The organism is Arthrobacter sp. 05L44 (assembly GCF_056397605.1).
In genome coordinates this window covers 85,396-99,298 of the sequence record NZ_JBFTNS010000006.1, presented here as the reverse complement: position 1 = coordinate 99,298, position 13,903 = coordinate 85,396, and the positions used below count along the sequence as shown (strand labels likewise).

At 67.6% G+C, this 13,903-nt stretch carries 16 protein-coding genes, 1 tRNA gene and 1 pseudogene; 10 read left to right on the top strand and 8 right to left on the bottom strand.

The window, feature by feature from the left end:
• Positions 1-98: 98 nt before the first annotated feature.
• A complete protein-coding gene (locus tag AC1DHY_RS12860; RefSeq protein WP_476903731.1) occupies positions 99-434 on the top strand; it encodes a hypothetical protein in 336 nt (111 codons plus the stop codon).
• A 61-nt stretch (positions 435-495) separates the two neighbouring features.
• On the opposite strand, the gene AC1DHY_RS12855 is transcribed toward AC1DHY_RS12860, so the two are convergent.
• A complete protein-coding gene (locus AC1DHY_RS12855; RefSeq protein WP_476878242.1) occupies positions 496-1,233 on the bottom strand; it encodes a LysR substrate-binding domain-containing protein in 738 nt (245 codons plus the stop codon).
• Between the two features lie 89 nt (positions 1,234-1,322).
• Here AC1DHY_RS12855 and AC1DHY_RS12850 point away from each other — a divergent pair, with 89 nt between their 5' ends.
• Entirely contained in the window at positions 1,323-1,718 is a 396-nt protein-coding gene (locus AC1DHY_RS12850) for a DUF5997 family protein (protein WP_476903730.1), read from the top strand.
• An 85-nt stretch (positions 1,719-1,803) separates the two neighbouring features.
• Here AC1DHY_RS12850 and AC1DHY_RS12845 read toward each other — a convergent pair whose 3' ends face one another.
• Positions 1,804-2,181 carry a VOC family protein gene (locus tag AC1DHY_RS12845; protein WP_476878240.1) on the bottom strand — a complete coding sequence of 126 codons (378 nt, stop codon included), beginning with the start codon at positions 2,179-2,181 and terminating at the stop codon, positions 1,804-1,806.
• A 123-nt stretch (positions 2,182-2,304) separates the two neighbouring features.
• Between AC1DHY_RS12845 and AC1DHY_RS12840 the strand changes: the two genes are divergently transcribed.
• Positions 2,305-2,964: a hypothetical protein gene (locus AC1DHY_RS12840; protein ID WP_476878239.1), complete on the top strand. Its 660-nt coding sequence runs from the start codon at positions 2,305-2,307 to the stop codon at positions 2,962-2,964.
• On the top strand, positions 2,964-3,599 hold the full coding sequence (locus AC1DHY_RS12835; RefSeq protein ID WP_476878238.1) for an NADPH-dependent F420 reductase: 636 nt from the start codon (positions 2,964-2,966) through the stop codon (positions 3,597-3,599). Before AC1DHY_RS12840 ends, AC1DHY_RS12835 begins: the two co-directional genes overlap by 1 nt.
• A 54-nt stretch (positions 3,600-3,653) precedes the next feature.
• Here the strand turns inward: AC1DHY_RS12835 and AC1DHY_RS12830 are convergent, their stop codons facing one another.
• From AC1DHY_RS12830 to AC1DHY_RS12815, 4 genes and pseudogenes are all read right to left on the bottom strand, one after another.
• On the bottom strand, positions 3,654-4,136 hold the full coding sequence (locus AC1DHY_RS12830; RefSeq protein WP_476903729.1) for a pyridoxamine 5'-phosphate oxidase family protein: 483 nt from the start codon (positions 4,134-4,136) through the stop codon (positions 3,654-3,656).
• 124 nt (positions 4,137-4,260) lie between these two features.
• Positions 4,261-5,782: pseudogene (locus tag AC1DHY_RS12825) on the bottom strand (APC family permease).
• Positions 5,779-6,720: a universal stress protein gene (locus AC1DHY_RS12820; RefSeq protein ID WP_476878236.1), complete on the bottom strand. Its 942-nt coding sequence runs from the start codon at positions 6,718-6,720 to the stop codon at positions 5,779-5,781. Before AC1DHY_RS12820 ends, AC1DHY_RS12825 begins: the two are co-directional and overlap by 4 nt.
• Positions 6,721-6,772: 52 nt before the next feature.
• Complete coding sequence (locus tag AC1DHY_RS12815) at positions 6,773-8,170, bottom strand: flavin monoamine oxidase family protein (RefSeq protein ID WP_476878235.1); 1,398 nt, start codon at positions 8,168-8,170, stop codon at positions 6,773-6,775.
• A gap of 156 nt (positions 8,171-8,326) precedes the next feature.
• Between AC1DHY_RS12815 and AC1DHY_RS12810 the strand changes: the two genes are divergently transcribed.
• Positions 8,327-9,037, top strand: a complete 711-nt coding sequence (locus tag AC1DHY_RS12810) for a TetR/AcrR family transcriptional regulator (protein WP_476878234.1) — start codon at positions 8,327-8,329, stop codon at positions 9,035-9,037.
• A 115-nt stretch (positions 9,038-9,152) separates the two neighbouring features.
• Here the strand turns inward: AC1DHY_RS12810 and AC1DHY_RS12805 are convergent, their stop codons facing one another.
• Positions 9,153-9,812, bottom strand: coding sequence for a hypothetical protein (locus tag AC1DHY_RS12805; RefSeq protein ID WP_476878233.1), 660 nt, complete (start codon positions 9,810-9,812; stop codon positions 9,153-9,155).
• Positions 9,813-10,053: 241 nt separating this feature from the next.
• Here AC1DHY_RS12805 and AC1DHY_RS12800 point away from each other — a divergent pair, with 241 nt between their 5' ends.
• The 3 genes from AC1DHY_RS12800 to AC1DHY_RS12790 are packed head-to-tail and all read left to right on the top strand — an operon-like array spanning position 10,054 to position 12,107.
• Positions 10,054-10,467 (top strand): hypothetical protein, encoded by a 414-nt coding sequence (locus AC1DHY_RS12800; RefSeq protein ID WP_476903728.1) that lies wholly within the window; start codon positions 10,054-10,056, stop codon positions 10,465-10,467.
• Positions 10,468-10,507: 40 nt separating this feature from the next.
• On the top strand, positions 10,508-11,143 hold the full coding sequence (locus AC1DHY_RS12795) for an N-acetyltransferase family protein (RefSeq protein ID WP_476880571.1): 636 nt from the start codon (positions 10,508-10,510) through the stop codon (positions 11,141-11,143).
• A complete protein-coding gene (locus tag AC1DHY_RS12790; protein WP_476903727.1) occupies positions 11,085-12,107 on the top strand; it encodes an FUSC family protein in 1,023 nt (340 codons plus the stop codon). The genes AC1DHY_RS12795 and AC1DHY_RS12790 overlap by 59 nt, the downstream gene beginning before the upstream one ends.
• 103 nt (positions 12,108-12,210) lie before the next feature.
• Here AC1DHY_RS12790 and AC1DHY_RS12785 read toward each other — a convergent pair.
• A tRNA-Leu gene (locus tag AC1DHY_RS12785) sits at positions 12,211-12,293 on the bottom strand.
• A gap of 386 nt (positions 12,294-12,679) precedes the next feature.
• On the opposite strand from AC1DHY_RS12785, the gene AC1DHY_RS12780 reads away from it, so the two are divergent.
• Together AC1DHY_RS12780 and AC1DHY_RS12775 are read left to right on the top strand one after the other, a co-directional pair.
• Positions 12,680-13,423, top strand: coding sequence for an FhaA domain-containing protein (locus tag AC1DHY_RS12780; RefSeq protein ID WP_476903726.1), 744 nt, complete (start codon positions 12,680-12,682; stop codon positions 13,421-13,423).
• Positions 13,420-13,902 carry an FHA domain-containing protein FhaB/FipA gene (locus tag AC1DHY_RS12775; RefSeq protein WP_476903725.1) on the top strand — a complete coding sequence of 161 codons (483 nt, stop codon included), beginning with the start codon at positions 13,420-13,422 and terminating at the stop codon, positions 13,900-13,902. Before AC1DHY_RS12780 ends, AC1DHY_RS12775 begins: the two co-directional genes overlap by 4 nt.
• The last annotated feature ends 1 nt before the right edge of the window (position 13,903 follow it).

Sequence of the window (13,903 nt, the reverse complement as noted above, 5' to 3'; positions counted from 1 at the left end):
AGTCGGGTGGACCAACCCGCGTCGCCCAGCTACATCCGCGTCGCCCAGCTACATCCGCGTCGCCCAGCGCGCGGGACCCCGCTTGTTAGGCTGACGTCATGAAACGACGCCTCGCCGCCCTGTCCGCCGTTGCCCTGATGCTCCTCATTTCCGGCTGCGGCCAGGTGCAGCAGGCTGCCGAAAAGGCGGTCAATGACGGCGCGTCCCAGGTTGCCAGCGCGGCCGGCAGCGAGATCAAGAAACAGGCCTGCTCACTCGTGGCAGACGGCCTGGTCAGCGTCCAGGACAAAAAGGCCCTGGCCGGCCTGGTGGCCGGCGCGAAGGGCGCAGGAGTGCCGGCGGAGATCACCACCCCGCTGAAGCAGATCGCGGATTCCGGGGACCAGGTGCCGGCCGACGCCGTCAAGAACCTCCAGGCCGCCTGCGCCAAGTAGGCCGGTCCGCCCGCGGGGTCGCCCGGGAAACGGCGACCTCCCCCCAGTCAGTGGGGTCGGCTTAGCGCTTTCCCTTTTTGCGGGATCCCTTGCCGCGGCCCTTGTCCGGGTTCGGCGCATACCGCTGGGCCACTTTCGGCTTCTTCACGGCCGGGCCACGGCGGTCCGGCTTCGGCGCGCGCTTGGGCTTATCCTGCTGGGCCGAGGGCTGCCGGGAACTGGCGGCGGTCCGGCCGCGGACGATCCCGATGAACTCCTCGATGACTTCGTCTGTGGTGTCGCTGGGCCAGGCCAGGGCGATTTCGGTGCCGGGGGCGCCCGTGAGTTTCCGGGCCACCGTGTCCTTAACGTTGAAGTGCCGGGCCACGGACATCGGCAGGATCACCAGGCCCGCGCCACTGGCCACCACCTGCAGGGCCGGTTCGGGTCCGCCAAGGGCGGCGACGTCCAGGAAGGATTCCGCGGCGAGATCATCCAGCGCGACCTCCTCGAAGACCGAGATTTCGTGCCCCTTCGGCGCGACCACCACGGGTTGTTCCTCGTAGAGGGGGATGACGCTGAGGCCCTCGCGCTCCACAGGAAGCCGGACGAAGCTCAGGTCCGCGGAGCCGTCCCGCAGCACCGCGAGCTGCGCGCCGTCGTCGGCCATAAAGGAGCGCAACGGAACGTCCGGCATCCGCTCTTCCCAGCGCCGGATCCACTTGCCGGGGGTCACACCGGCAACATACGCGAATGTCAGCTCCCGGACGGCGGCATCGGGGTGGTCGTGGGGCTGGGCTGTTTCTTCGTCTGCGGGCACACGTTCACAGTACCGCCAGTGCCGCAGGATGGTCCGGCCCCGGCGGCCGGGTGGTGCCCTGCGGCCATCCCGCCGGATACCCTTGAACCATGACCTCTGCAAACTCCCAGTCCATGAAGCCGGCCACCGTTGCCAAGAAGCTTGGCATCTACCTGCCCGCAACACCCCAGGAGTTCCAGGATTCGGTTATCACCCGCGCAGATTTCGCCGAGCTCCAGGCCAACCCGCCGGAGTGGCTTGCCGAACTACGCCGCACCGGCCCGCACCCGCGCCCCGTCGTCGCCCAGAAGCTCAACGTCTCCATCAGCGGCCTGGCCCGCGGCGGCGTCGAGGAGGCGCTGACGACGGCGGAAATCACCGCGCTGCTGCAGGCTCCCCCGGCCTGGCTGGTGGCCGAACGCGCCACCCACGCCGCCGTCCGCGCCGAGGCCCAGCGGGTCAAGGACGACGCCGCGAAGAAGGAAGCGAAGCGCGCACGCCAGTAGCGCCCGCCCGTTTCGACGGTTCCGCGCCGCTTCGACGCCGGTAACCATCCAGCCTGCAGGGAACCGTCGAAACGGCGGCCCGCGCCTAGTCCTGGTGCAGCTGGACGTAGTTCCCGCAGCCGTCGTCCAGGACCACCGTTGTGCCGCCCGGGCCCTCCGACGGCTCGGACTGGAAGACCACACCCTTGGCGGCCAGCCGTTCGTATTCGGCCCGGACATCCGGCACGCCGAAGACGATCGCGGGCATCCCGGCATCGTGCAGGGCGTTCATGTACGTGGCCCCGATCGGATTGTCACTGGGCTCCAGCAGCAGCCCCACACTGCCGCCGTCGCCGGGATCCTTGACGATGTAGAGGTTGTGTTCGGGCAACACCATCAGCGTTTCAAACCCGAGGACTCCGGTGTAGAACTCGTGGGCGGCGGCCGGGTCCTTGACGTGGATACTGCACATTTTCAATCGCATGCGCCCTAGGCTACGCCGCGGTAGCTGCCGCGGGGAGCCGCCCATTGACGGTCCGGCGCGGATGGACTCCAATGGAATCAGCGGAACTGCGCCCGCCCGGTCGCGTCCCGCGGGAGGTGCGCGATGCCGTCACTTGGAGGATCCGGCCCGCTGGGGGCCTGGCAGTTCCTGGCGCTTGCCCTCCTGATTGTCGGCGTTGTGGCCGCCTCGACGTTTATGGTCCGTAGGCACCGGGCGTCCGACGGCGCCCTGCCGGACGCCGTGTTCTGGGACGGTTTCGCGGGGCTCACCGTCGTTCTTCCCGCCGTCGTCCTTCCGGCTTTGGCCTCCCCGCGGGCGGGATCGGTCCTGGCCGGGCTCGCCGTGGCCACGGCCGTGCTCAGTTACCGCTGGGCGCCGGCGCTCTTCCGCTGGCAGGAGAACCGGCAGGCGGTGCGGGACGCCACAGCCGACGACGCCGCGGCGGCGCTCCGGCACCGCGCGGCCCTGGCACGCTGGCAGCGCTACGAGCTGGATCCCGCCCTCGAAATCGAATTCCCGGCCATGACGGACCCGGGGTGCGCAGAGACCGCGGCCATGTACAAGGCGATGCGGGCGGCCGATCGCTTGCGCGGCGGCACCGGTCACAGCCGCACCGGGTACGGCCGCACCGGTCACAACGGCACCGGCGGGGACGGTACGCCGTCCACGGGCTACAGCACCGCCGTCGAACGCTTCGAACAGGCACTGGCAGAGGCTGAGACCGCCGCAGGCGCCCGGGAAATTTCCACAGGAGGGGCATGATGACTGACATCACGATAATCGGCAGCGGCAACATGGCCCGGGCGATCGGACTCCGCGCCGTCGCAGCGGGCCGCTCCGTGCAGGTCCTGGACCGGACGCCGGACAACGCGGCCAAACTCGCGGCCGAGCTGGGTTCCGGCACTACGTCCGGCGGCCTGGGCGACGTGCCCGACGGCGACATCGTGGTGCTGGCCCTCTATTTCGAACCGGCGAAGGAGGTCGCCACGCACTATGGCGACACGCTGAGCGGCAAGACAGTGATCGAGATCAGCAACCCGATGGACCCGGAAACCGGGGACTCGGAGGTGGAACCCGGGAGCTCCGCGGCAGAGGAAATCGCCCGGCTCCTGCCCGGCGCGCGGGTGGTGAAGGCCTTTAATACGACGTTCGCCGGGCCGCTGGCGGAGGGCTCCTCACAGGGCATGGCCCTGGACGTTTTTATTGCCTCCGATTCGGAGGCGGCCCGGAATGACGTGGCGGCCTTCGCGGCCGCGGCCGGACTGCGGCCCCTCCAGGTGGGCGCGCTGCGCCACGCCCGCGACCTGGAGGGGATGCAGATGCTGGTGATGGGCCTGCAGATGAACCCGGCATACGAGTCCTTCGCCTGGAGCACGGCGCTGAAAATCCTCGACTGAGCGGCGAAATCCGGCGCCGACCCCCTGCCCCGGCCCCGGCCGCGGAACCCGCGCCTAGAGTTCGACCGTTCCGCTTTCGCCGACGCTCATCCGGCTGTTCGTGACCTTCGATTTCACCCACTGCAGTACGGTCGCGGCCGTTCCGCCGGGGCTGGTCCAGTACTCGGCCGAATCGGAGTCCACGCGCAGCAGGACCACGCCCGGGGTGTCCGGGCCGTCCGGGAACCAGGCCTCGACCATCTGGTTCCACCGGTCGTGGATGGCCTGCCGGTCGGTAACAACCTCCGCGGTGCCGGCCACGGAGACCCACTCGGTCCGCTTACCGAATGAGACGTTGACTGCGGGATTGGCTTTGATGTGGGCTACCTGGGAGGTTTCTGCCGACGTAAAGAACCACATGTCGCCGTCGTCCTGCACGTCCTGAACGGCCAGCGGCCGGCTGACAAGGGCGCCTTTTTCATTGATGGTGGTGAACATCCCGATCCGCGAATCGTTGATGATGTCCGTCACCTTGCTGATGTCCTGTGCGTCCGACATGCGCTCACCACTTCCATAATCCAACGGAGGAAGGTCCTCCTTCCGCCAGCCTATTGATAAGTGTGCTTAGTTTTCAAGGAGCGCACACGGGGCCGGCGGAGGGAGGACCTCCAACACACGGAGATCAGCCGCGGGTCAGGACCTGCCCCTTGAAGAAACCGGGACGGAGCCTGGCCATCACCAGCATCAGGACCACGCCCAGCAGGATCACGCCCATGCCGAGGATGAACACCAGGCCCAGGCCACCGATGGAGGAACCTGAACCGTAGTCCGGGTCCATGGAGTCGTAGGCGGTCTTGAAGAACATCACCAGCAGGATCACGCCGCCCAGCAGCGGGGCCAGGAACTTGAAGAAGAACGAGTGCGCCCCGCTGAAGGCCTCGGCCCGGAAGAACCAGACGCAGGCCAGGGCCGTGATGCCGTAGTAGAAGCAAATCATCATGCCCAGTGCCGTGATGGTGTCGTACAGGGCGTTCTCGGACAGGGTCCGGGTGATGACGTAAAACGCTGCGGCCGCGGCGGCCGAGGCGATGGTGGCGTAGCTCGGCGATTTGTAGCTGGGGCTGATCCGGCCGAATTTTTGCGGCAGGGCCTGGTAGTGGCCCATGGACAGCAGGGTCCGCGCCGGGGAGACGAACGTGGACTGCAGCGACGCGGCCGAGCTGCTCAGGATGGCCAGGGACATCAGGATGGCGAACGGGCCCATCACGGGTCCGGCGAGGACGGCGAAGATGCTGCCCTGGTTGTCCGGGTTTCCGGTGCCGGCCCTCGGTTCCGACGCCGGCGAAGGCCAGGGTGGCCAAAGCGACGGTCATGTAGATGATCACAATCACCAGGACCGTGACGGTGGCGGCCCGGCCGGGGGTCTTCTCCGGGTTTTTCGTTTCCTCGTTCATGGTCAGCGTGACGTCCCAGCCCCAGTAAATGAAGATGGACAGCGACACGCCTGCTGCAAAGGCGGAGAAGGATTCGACGGCGAACGGATTGAACCAGTCCGGTGCGATGGCTGTGGCATCGAAGGCCGTCCCGTTCGCCACGTGGCTGAACGCGGCGACGGCGAACCAGCCCAGGACCAGCAGCTGGAAGGCCACGAGCACGTACTGCACCGTCTTGGTGGTTTCCATGCCCCGGTAGGAAACCCAGCACGCCAGGGCAATGAACACCAGGGTTGTGGCGATGTTCAGCGGCAGGACCTTGGTGAGGTCCGCCAGCTCCGGATTGCCGAAGAGCTGGGCCAGCATGAGGTAGAAGAAGTCCACGGCGACGGCGGCAAGGTTGGACAGCACGATGATGGTCGCCGCGATCAGCCCCCATCCGCCCATCCAGCCGATCCACGGCCCGAACGCCCGCGAAGCCCACGTGAACGAGGTTCCGGCGTCGGGCATGGCGTTGTTGAGCTCCCGGTAGCCGAACGCCACCAGCAGCATCGGCAGGAAGCCGACCAGGAAGATGGCCGGCAGGTGGACGCCCACCTCGGCGACTGTCGGGCCGAGGGCGGCGGTGAGGGTGTAGGCCGGGGCGATGCAGGATACGCCGATGACGACGGCGCCGATCAGCCCCACCGACCCGGCCTTGAGGCCCTTCTCGCTCAGGCCGTGTTGCCGGTCCGCCGGGCCGGCTGCGGTAGCCACGTGTTTGGTGCTCATGCTGTTGCCTCTCGGGAGGTGTCATTCGACGTTGAATGGGTTCGGGTCTTGAGTTCGTAGTCGCTGGGGACCACGATCATCGGCACCGGCAGCGCGCGCAGTATCCGGTTGGCGGTGCTGCCGAGGAAGATGGAGCGGCTCCGGGCAAGGCGGCTGGATCCGATCAGGAGGACCTCTCCGTCTTCCCAGTCGAGCCGGTCCACAGCCTCTTCGACGTCCCGGCCCTGGGTCACGACGACGTCGGCCCTGCCGTCGGGCGAGGAAGCAGCGGAACCGGCGGCGCCGGCGGCGCCGGCCGGGAGCGCCGCGGCGAGGTGCCGGGTGGCGTACGCGTTGGCGGCAGTCGCGGCGTCCGCGGAGTCCCCGGAGTCCCCCTCGTCCAGGGTCAGCAGGGAGACCACGCGCAGGGGAACTTCGCGGTTGACCGCCATCGAGACGGCGTAGTCCAGCAGTTCCTCCGCGCCCGGGCGGTCCCCGAGTCCGCAGCTGACGCGGGTCAGGGCCTCCCGGCGGTGGTAGCCGTGCGGGGCGAGGGCCACCGGGACAGTGGCTGCGTGCAGCAGTGCACTGGCCACCGAGCCGATGGTGAAGCGCTTGAACAGCCCGCTGCTGGTGGCGCCGATGATGAGCATGTCCGCCTGGAACTCGTCACAGGCCTCGATCAGCGTCTGCGCATCGGATTCACCGCTGCGGACGTGCGCTGCGGCCGGGACATCCGCCGGCACCAGGGCGAGGGCTCCCTCCAGCCATTCCCCCGCCTGCTGGTGCAGATAGCTGTCATATCCCGCGGCGGGGGCGTGCGCGGCGTTGAACGGCCCGGGCTCCGGGATGGCCACCACCAGGTCCAGGCTCGCTCCGCGGCCGCGGGCCAGGGAGACGGCCAGGTTCACGGCGTCGCGGCCCCTGGCATTGGCTGAATACCCCACTACGTAACGCATCTGGCCGACCTCTCTGATCTTCTTTTCGGATTGTTGGATGGACTTTGGGGACTTAGCGTGCGGCCGTGGTCCGGTCCGCGGCCGCGGCGATCCGGGATGCGACCCGGCGCCCCATCCGGACGGCGCCGTCCACGTGCTGGTAGCCCTCAGCAGCAAGGTCCGAGGAGGCCCAGTAGATCGGCCCGACGGGCGCGTGCTGGTCCTTGCCGTAACGGTGCAGCCCGCCGAGGTCGTAACTGGCCGCGTACGCCCCGCGGGTCCACTCTTCGGAACCCCAATCGGATTCGTAGTAGATCTCCGGGGTGAGGGCCTTTTCGCCCAGGAAGGCGGCGATCGATTCGAGGATGGCGCGCTTGCGGTCTGCGGCGCTGAGCTCGAACATGGCGTCTGCTTTTTCGTCGGAGACGAAGCCCACGAGGGTGCCGCGGGGATCCTCGTGGTTGGTGTTGTCGTAGACCTCCTGGACCAGGGCGTCCGCGCCGAAGCAGGTTCCGGACAGGCCCTCTTCGCGCCAGAACTGTGTGCTGTAGACGGCGTGCACCTTGATCACGAGGCCCAGGGACTGGTGCTGGTGCATCTGGTGCTGGCGCCGCGGCAGGGGCGGGTTGTAGGAGACCCGGGAGTAGAGGTTGGGCGGGACGGCCATGATGACGAAGCGGGCCGTCACGGTGGCCCGGTCCGATTCGACGGTCACCCGCTGCCCCGCGCTGCCCTCAGCGGCGGCGCCCTCCCAATGGATGGTGCGCACCGGACTGGAGAGGACGACGTCGTCGCCCAGTTCCGCGGCCTGCAGTAGCGAGACCTGCTGCATGCCGCCGACGACGCGCTTGTCCAGAATGAAATCCTCATCGGTGAGGTTGGTGAAGGAGCCCGCGGAGGCGGCCATCAGCACGGCCTGCAGGGCCGAGAAGGCGTGGGCCGGCTTGGTGAGCATGCCGCCGGCGATGAAGAGTCCGATGTTGTTGCAGGCTTCCTCGTCCGAGGAGTTGGCCCGCAGCCAGTGATGGAAGGAGATGGTGTCCAACTCGCGGGCCTTGGGGTGGGCCCACGGCTCGGAGGCGCCGATCTCCGCGGCGAGCGAGTCCAGGAGGGCCGTCAGCTTGTCCATCTCGGCCGCGGTGGTGGCGCTGACGGGGAAGGTGTCGCCCGTGTAGAGCGTGCGCCGGCCGTCTGCGCCGATGTAAACCGATTCGCCGGCCCGGTAGCGGTCGTAGGTCTCGAGCCCGAGTTCGTCGAGGAGTTCCAGCAGCGCCGTCTGGTCCGGCGAGACCCACTGGCCGCCGATCTCCAGCATGGCCCCGTCGACGGTGTCGGTCCACGTCCGGCCGCCCACGCGGTCGCGGGCTTCCAGCACGGCGACGCTCAATCCGGCCTTCCGCAGCTCCCTGGCTGCGGTGAGGCCGGCGGGCCCGGCTCCGACGATGACGACGTCGCGGTCAAGTTCCAGCATGATGTCCTCTCCGTGGCCGCAAAGTGATGCTAACCACTAAATGAATGCCATTCATTTACGACGACTATAGCGGTACGGTGCAGAAGAGGGAAGACCTCGGGAGAAAGTCGCCTACGGTGGAATAATCCTTGGGACAGCCAAGAAGAAAGGTCGCGAATGCCGGCAGCCAGCAGCGCCACCGCGGATCCGCTCCGCCCCGACGCAACGACGGGCCGCCGGGTGGGGCGGCCGCCCGCTGCCGTCCTCGACCAGGCCGGGATCACGTCCGCCGCACTGCAGTTGGTGCGCAAGAGCGGCTATGACGCCTTCACCATGGCGGCCCTGGCGCGCTCACTGAACGTGGCGCCGTCGGCCCTGTACAACCACGTGGCTTCCAAGCGGGAGGTGCTGGTACTCATCCAGGACCACCTGACGTCTTTCGTCGATGTGTCGGCCTTTGAATCAAAATCCTGGGATCAGGCGGTCCGGGACTGGGCCTGGAGCTACCGCGATGTCTTTTCGCGGCACACTCCCCTCATTCCGGTGATCGCGGTCCTTCCGGTGGCCGACGCGCCCAAGACCCTGGCCATGTATGAGGCCGTCAGCGCCGGGTTCAGCCGGGCCGGCTTCCCGCAGGCCCGGATTGTCTCAGCGATTGTGGCCCTTGAGTCCTTTATCTTCGGCTCCGCCTACGACGTCACGGCGCCTGCGGACATCTTCGACGCCGGCAGCCTGGCCTCGTCTACGCCCCACTTCTCCGCCGCCGTCGCCAGCCTCGGTGACCAGGGCTACGCGAACCAGGCGGATGCGGCCTTCAGCCTGGGACTGGAGGCACTGGTGGCGGGATTCGGGGCGCTCCGGGCGAATGGCGAAACTCCGGCCAAATAGCGGTTGGCCGGAGTTTCACTTCATTATGTGCCGGGGCACCTGACTGTTTGCTTAGAGTACGCAAAAGGGAGGGCCCCAAGACCCTCCCTTTTGTCAGCTGGCCCTCGGCCCGCGCTTAGTCGTTGTTGTCGCTGCCCTCGTGGTGGTCACGGTGGCCGCTGTGGTCTTCGTTGTGGTGGCCCTGGTTGTGGTCGCCCTCGTTGTGGTGGGCCACATTCCAGTGTTCCGGGCGGTGGCGGGAGTCATCCCGACGTTCCGCATCGCGGCCGTGCTGCCGGGCCTCGGGAGCGGGGGTCGCCGCGGCGGGTACAGCGGCGGCCGGCTTGGCGGCTTCAACCTCTGCCGCGTCGTCACCCTTGCGCTCAGTGGCCTTATGCTCGGTGGCCTCGTTTTCAGTGGCCTCCGTTCCGGCCTCGTTGCCCTCGTTGACATCGCCGGCCTCGTTGTCGTCACCGGATTCCGGCTCTGCCGGAGCGGGCGCCGAAGAGGCCGGGGCGGACGGGGCCGGTTCCGGTGCCTGCGGGGCCGTCGGGCTGGGCTTGGGCGTCTCGGTGGGCGCCTCAGTGGGTGTCTCGGTAGGTGTCTCCGACGGGGACGCCGAAGGCGTTTCGAAGGGTGACTCCGAGGCCGCGGATGCAGGGGCCGTCGCTTCACTGCCGGCGTCGGCCGTGGTGATGTTCGCGAACGCGGCCGCGCCCCCGCCCAGGGCGATCGCGCCTGCGGCAACCGAGCTGATGAGGAACTTGCTCGCGGCAAGACTGGTCAAAATAGGCATGGAAACCTCCGGAATTTCTCGTCTTGATTGCTCATTGGATATTTCTCGGATTGGGCTGCGGCTGCCTCACCGCACGTTCGGACTGACCGAACGCCCGCACCACCGTAGGCACATATGCGGTGCGTGTTGGGCGTTCCTGCGGTGATGCTGTGGTTCTGTTCATCTCCCGTTCACTTCCCGCAGGATGCCTGCCCGGTCAGAATGCCGCGGTTTCCCGGGCACGTCCGGCTAGGCTGACGCCATGAAGACCCGGTTATCTGCCGCAATGCTGCCGGCGCTGCTGCCAGCGCTGGTGCTCGCCACCGGCTGCACCCCGGCCCCGACGGCCTGCCCCGCCGTCGGCTTCGTCAACCTCGACGCCGTCGAGTTGGACCTCTCCGGCGTTCCGGGCGCCCTGAGGGCGTCCGCCTGCTTCGTTACCAACGAGCACTGCAACCCCGCACCGGTCCCCCAGGACAGCTCCGGGCGGTGGATGGTCCCGCAGGCGACGCCGTTCCTCCAACCCGCCGACGCCCACACGCCGGCGTCCCGCATCAGGGTCGTCGCCACCAGACCGGACATGTCCGTCTCCGACCACGTCTACGACATTGGCCACACACCGCCGCGCGGAGGGTGCGACAACACCTACGAACTCCTCCCGGTAAAGGTCCACTGATGGGCAGGGAACGCGCCCGCGGCATCGAAAAGGCAGTCGGATGATCGAAGCCCGCGCGGAAGAACCCCTGGGGAACACCGGCGTGAAGATCCGACCCATGACCCGGCAGGACTGGCCGGCAGTGGAAGCCATCTGGGCCGAAGGCATCGCCACCGGGCACGCGACCTTTGAACCTGCGCCTCCCTCATGGGAAGACTTCGACTCCACCCGCCGGCCAGACCTCCGCCTCGTGGCCGAAGACCGCGGCACGGTAATCGGCTGGGCCGCCGGATCGCCCGTCTCATCGCGGCCGGTCTACCACGGCGTCATCGAACACTCCATCTACATCTCCGCCGCGGTCCGGGGACGCGGGCTCGGACAGCGGCTCTTATTGGAGTTCATCCGCCACTGTGAAGCGGCCGGCGTCTGGACCATCCAATCCAACATATTCCCGGAAAACACTGCTTCAATTGCCCTGCATCAGCGGCACGGGTTCACCGCGGTAGGCACCCGCCGCCGCATCGGGCACATGGCCTATGGGCCCCGCTCCGGGCAGTGGCGCGACACCCTGCTGCTGGAATACCGCAGCCCCGGGGATGCAGTTACAGACCCTCCCGGGGCGGCGGTAAAATCGGACAGTGCGCAGGGTCCTGAAACACGCGAGAGACATCGCCCGGATTGGACCCGCGCAGGCTGACCATCTGCCGGCGCTGCGCGTCGGAGTCAGCATCAGCGTCCCGCTTCTGGCGCTCCTCGCCCTCGGCCGCCCTGACTTGAGCATCTACGCGGTGTTCGGCGGATTCACTGCCATGTACGGGCGCAACGACGGCTACCGCTCCCGGCTCGTTCATCAATCACGCGCCGGCCTCCTGCTCACCTCTGGCCTTGCCCTGGGTGTCCTGCTGTCTGTCGCCCGGGCACCGTCCTGGATCCTGGTGGTGGTGGAGTCGCTGTTCGCTGTGGCAGCATCTCTGGCTGCGGACAGGATGCGGCTCAGACCCTCCGGGCCCTTCTATGCGATCTTCGCGCTCGGAGCCTGCGCATCGGTTCCGACCACCATCCCCTTTGGACTGGCGATCGGCATCTGTGCGGCTTCTGCGGCGTTCTCGGTCCTGGTCGGATCTTCCGGGTGGATCCGCAACAGGACGTGGACCGCGACGACGGCGACGACGGCGCCGGGAGGGGCGGCACTGGATCCGCGGGCGGTGCGCGTGCACGCCGCCCGTTACCTTATAGCCGTCGGCACCGCGGGCGCCCTCGGGGTTCTCGGCGGGGCCGGCCACGCGAACTGGACCATGGCCGCGGCGGCAGTGCCCCTGGCCGCCACTGACAGGAAGAGCCGCATCGTCCGCGGCATCCACCGGGTGGTCGGAACCTTTGCCGGCATCCTCCTCACGGCCCTGATCCTGCTGCCCGGGTTCGACCGGACAACCCTGACCGTCCTCCTTATGGTCCTGCTCTTCCCCACCGAACTGTTTATGATGCGCCACTACGGGCTGGCCATGATGTTCTTCACCCCGGCGATCCTGCTCATGAGCCAGCTTGCCAACCCGATCAGCCGGTTTGTCCTCATCACGGACCGGGGCATCGAAACCCTCCTCGGCGCTTCCATCGGCATAGCCGTTGCGGTCTTTGTCCCCGAACCCACCAGAAGTCCGTAGCCGGCGCCCACTAGCGAGTAATACTCGCGCCGCGTTGGCGGGTCTATAGGCGGGCACAAAAAAGGACCCCGGGAAATCAACGATTTCCCGGGGTCCTGATGCGTGCGCGAGGGGGGATTTGAACCCCCACGCCCTTTCGGACACTGGCACCTGAAGCCAGCGCGTCTGCCGTTCCGCCACTCGCGCGCAACTTCTTTCACCCGGCCGGGGCCCGTTCTCCGGACCATCAACCTCGCAAAAGCAGCGAGATCAAGCATAACGGACAACAGCGGGAAAACACCAATCGAGTCCCGGAGGCGCCCGACACGCCACATTTTCGGCGCCCCGGCCGCCCGTTCGGAGCACCCGGCAGCAGCGCCGCCACTGGAGTCGGCGGCCGGACATCCGCGCACGTCAGAGCCGCCCGCCTCTAATTTTCACGACCCCTGCGGGGGCGCGCATTAAGGTCATTCCCAGCCTCGCCCAGTAGTATCTGATGTAGGAGTGCCCGAATACGGCGGACTCCTGCGAATGTTGGAAACCGAGTTCCGGAACAAACGCTGCCCCGCAGCCGTCAGGAAAGGAGAAGGACCATGGGCTTGCTTGACAAGGTCGAGCGCGGCATCGAAAAAGCCGTCCGCGGAGTCTTCTCCACCGGTTCCCGCGCCCAGGTAGAGCCGGTCGAAATCGCCAGCCACCTCCGCCGCGAGGTCGATAACAAGGCCCTCACGATTGCCGCTGGCCGCACCCTGGCCCCCAACGTCTTCGACGTCCTGCTCAGCGAAGACGATTTCCAGCGGGCCCAGGAATGGGGCACGCCGCTTGCGGAAGAACTCTGCGACGTCGTTATCAACCACGTACGCAGCCAGGGCTACACGCTCCAGGGCCCGGTGCGGATCAGTTTCCGTCGCGACGAGGACCGCCGCGCGGGCGATTTTGAAATCAAGTCCCGGACGGAAAAGTCCGGCGGCGCCCCGGCGCAGCCGGGCGGCCACAGCGGGATGCCGGCCGCCCCGACCCGCCAGCCGGGCCGGCTCCAGCCGGTCCTGGACATCGACGGCCAGCGCTACTCGCTGAACGCCCCCTCGGTTGTTCTGGGCCGCTCCTCCGAAGCGGACATCCTGATCGATGACACCGGCGTATCGCGCCGCCATCTGGAAATCCAGACCGGCCAGGGCACGGCGCAGGCAATCGACCTGGGCTCAACGAACGGCAGCTATGTGAACGGCCACAAAGTTGTGGGCAGTTCGGAACTCACCGACGGTGCCACGATCACGATGGGACGGACCAAAATCATCTTCCGCCTTTTGCCCGCCAGCCCGGGTGGCCGCCAGTGAGCGAACTGACCATCACGGCCCTGCGCTTTGGTTTCCTGATTCTGCTCTGGGTGCTTATTTTCAGCATCGTCTCAGCCATGCGCCGCGACCTTATGATCGGCCGCAAGGCCGCCGCCGGGGCACCGACGGCCAGGCAGGTACGGCGGAACCCATCGCTGGCAGAGCCTGCTCCGGCCCCGGTAAAGCAGCAGGCCCGCCAGCTCGTTGTCACCGAAGGCCCGCTGCGGGGCACCACCCTTCCGCTGGCAGCCAGCCCCATCCTGCTCGGCCGTGCTCAGGAGGCCACCCTGGTCCTGGAGGACGACTACGCATCCGGCCGGCACGCCCGCCTGTTCCCGCAGGGCAGCCGTTGGTTCATCGAGGACCTCGGATCCACCAACGGCACCTATTTGGCAGATCAACAGCTCACCCGGGCCCTTCCGGTGGAGCTGGGTGTCCCCGTGAGAATCGGCAAGACGGTCATTGAATTGAGGCCGTAGC

What these genes read in the sequence shown, in the direction of transcription:
- AC1DHY_RS12780 (WP_476903726.1), top strand. Translation starts at nt 12,680, where the DNA reads ATGGGCTTGCTTGACAAGGTCGAGCGCGGCATCGAAAAAGCCGTCCGC.
- AC1DHY_RS12820 (WP_476878236.1), bottom strand. Translation starts at nt 6,720, where the DNA reads ATGCGTTACGTAGTGGGGTATTCAGCCAATGCCAGGGGCCGCGACGCC.
- AC1DHY_RS12800 (WP_476903728.1), top strand. Translation starts at nt 10,054, where the DNA reads ATGAAGACCCGGTTATCTGCCGCAATGCTGCCGGCGCTGCTGCCAGCG.
- AC1DHY_RS12830 (WP_476903729.1), bottom strand. Translation starts at nt 4,136, where the DNA reads ATGTCGGACGCACAGGACATCAGCAAGGTGACGGACATCATCAACGAT.
- AC1DHY_RS12860 (WP_476903731.1), top strand. Translation starts at nt 99, where the DNA reads ATGAAACGACGCCTCGCCGCCCTGTCCGCCGTTGCCCTGATGCTCCTC.
- AC1DHY_RS12845 (WP_476878240.1), bottom strand. Translation starts at nt 2,181, where the DNA reads ATGCGATTGAAAATGTGCAGTATCCACGTCAAGGACCCGGCCGCCGCC.
- AC1DHY_RS12795 (WP_476880571.1), top strand. Translation starts at nt 10,508, where the DNA reads ATGATCGAAGCCCGCGCGGAAGAACCCCTGGGGAACACCGGCGTGAAG.
- AC1DHY_RS12835 (WP_476878238.1), top strand. Translation starts at nt 2,964, where the DNA reads ATGACTGACATCACGATAATCGGCAGCGGCAACATGGCCCGGGCGATC.
- AC1DHY_RS12850 (WP_476903730.1), top strand. Translation starts at nt 1,323, where the DNA reads ATGACCTCTGCAAACTCCCAGTCCATGAAGCCGGCCACCGTTGCCAAG.
- AC1DHY_RS12810 (WP_476878234.1), top strand. Translation starts at nt 8,327, where the DNA reads ATGCCGGCAGCCAGCAGCGCCACCGCGGATCCGCTCCGCCCCGACGCA.
- AC1DHY_RS12805 (WP_476878233.1), bottom strand. Translation starts at nt 9,812, where the DNA reads ATGCCTATTTTGACCAGTCTTGCCGCGAGCAAGTTCCTCATCAGCTCG.
- AC1DHY_RS12840 (WP_476878239.1), top strand. Translation starts at nt 2,305, where the DNA reads ATGCCGTCACTTGGAGGATCCGGCCCGCTGGGGGCCTGGCAGTTCCTG.
- AC1DHY_RS12815 (WP_476878235.1), bottom strand. Translation starts at nt 8,170, where the DNA reads ATGCTGGAACTTGACCGCGACGTCGTCATCGTCGGAGCCGGGCCCGCC.